Annotated in this window: 1 protein-coding gene; it reads right to left on the bottom strand. The window is 34.9% G+C overall.

The window, feature by feature from the left end; all coding sequences use genetic code 11:
• Window positions 1-654 (bottom strand): RNA-guided endonuclease TnpB family protein (locus tag BALCAV_RS20950; protein ID WP_040324349.1); only part of this gene is annotated, 654 nt, incomplete at its 3' end.
• Window positions 655-656: the final 2 nt, after the last annotated feature.

The raw sequence follows: 656 nt of genomic DNA, 5'->3' as shown, positions 1-656 counted from the left end.
AATTCGTTGTTTATTCCAGTTCGAAGAGCCTTTCTTTTTACGAGAAAGTTTACGTTGTTCTTTCGCTAATTTTTCAAGGATTTGCCGATAAAATTTAGGGTAATTGGCTTTCTCACCCTCACTATCAACAAACAACCCATCCATCGCAAAATCCAAACCAACAACTTTTTCGATTTTTTTACTTTCAAATTCTTTCTCGTACTCTGTGAGAATAGAAACATAGTATTTTCCTGACGAAGTAACAGATATGGTACAAGATTTGATTTTGTATTCTGAAGGGATTGCTCGATGTTGTTTGATTTTGACCATTTTCAGTTTAGGTAATTTGATATGACCATCCAACAATTGAATATTTCCATTGACGACATTCGTTGTGTAGCTTTGCTTGTGTCGTTTACTTTTGAATTTTGGAAACTTGGCATCCCCCTTGAAGAAGGCTTTATAAGCCTTATCCAAGTTTAGTTGAGCGTTCGCCAACGCTAAAGAATCTACTTCTTTTAGCCAATCATACTCTTTTTTGTACTTCGCAGGAGTTGGGTGTTTTACCTTTTTTAATGCTTCTTTATCATCTTTTAGGCTTTCATACGTTTCTTTTCGTTCTGATAACATTTTGTTATAGACAAAGCGAACACAACCAAAGGTTTTGTGCATCATTA

It is taken from the genome of Alkalihalobacillus alcalophilus ATCC 27647 = CGMCC 1.3604 (assembly GCF_000292245.2).
Classification (GTDB): Bacteria; Bacillota; Bacilli; order Bacillales; family Bacillaceae_D; genus Alkalihalobacillus; species Alkalihalobacillus alcalophilus.
The sequence above is the reverse complement of the archived record's forward strand: the minus strand, read 5'-3'. Positions and strand labels throughout refer to the sequence as shown.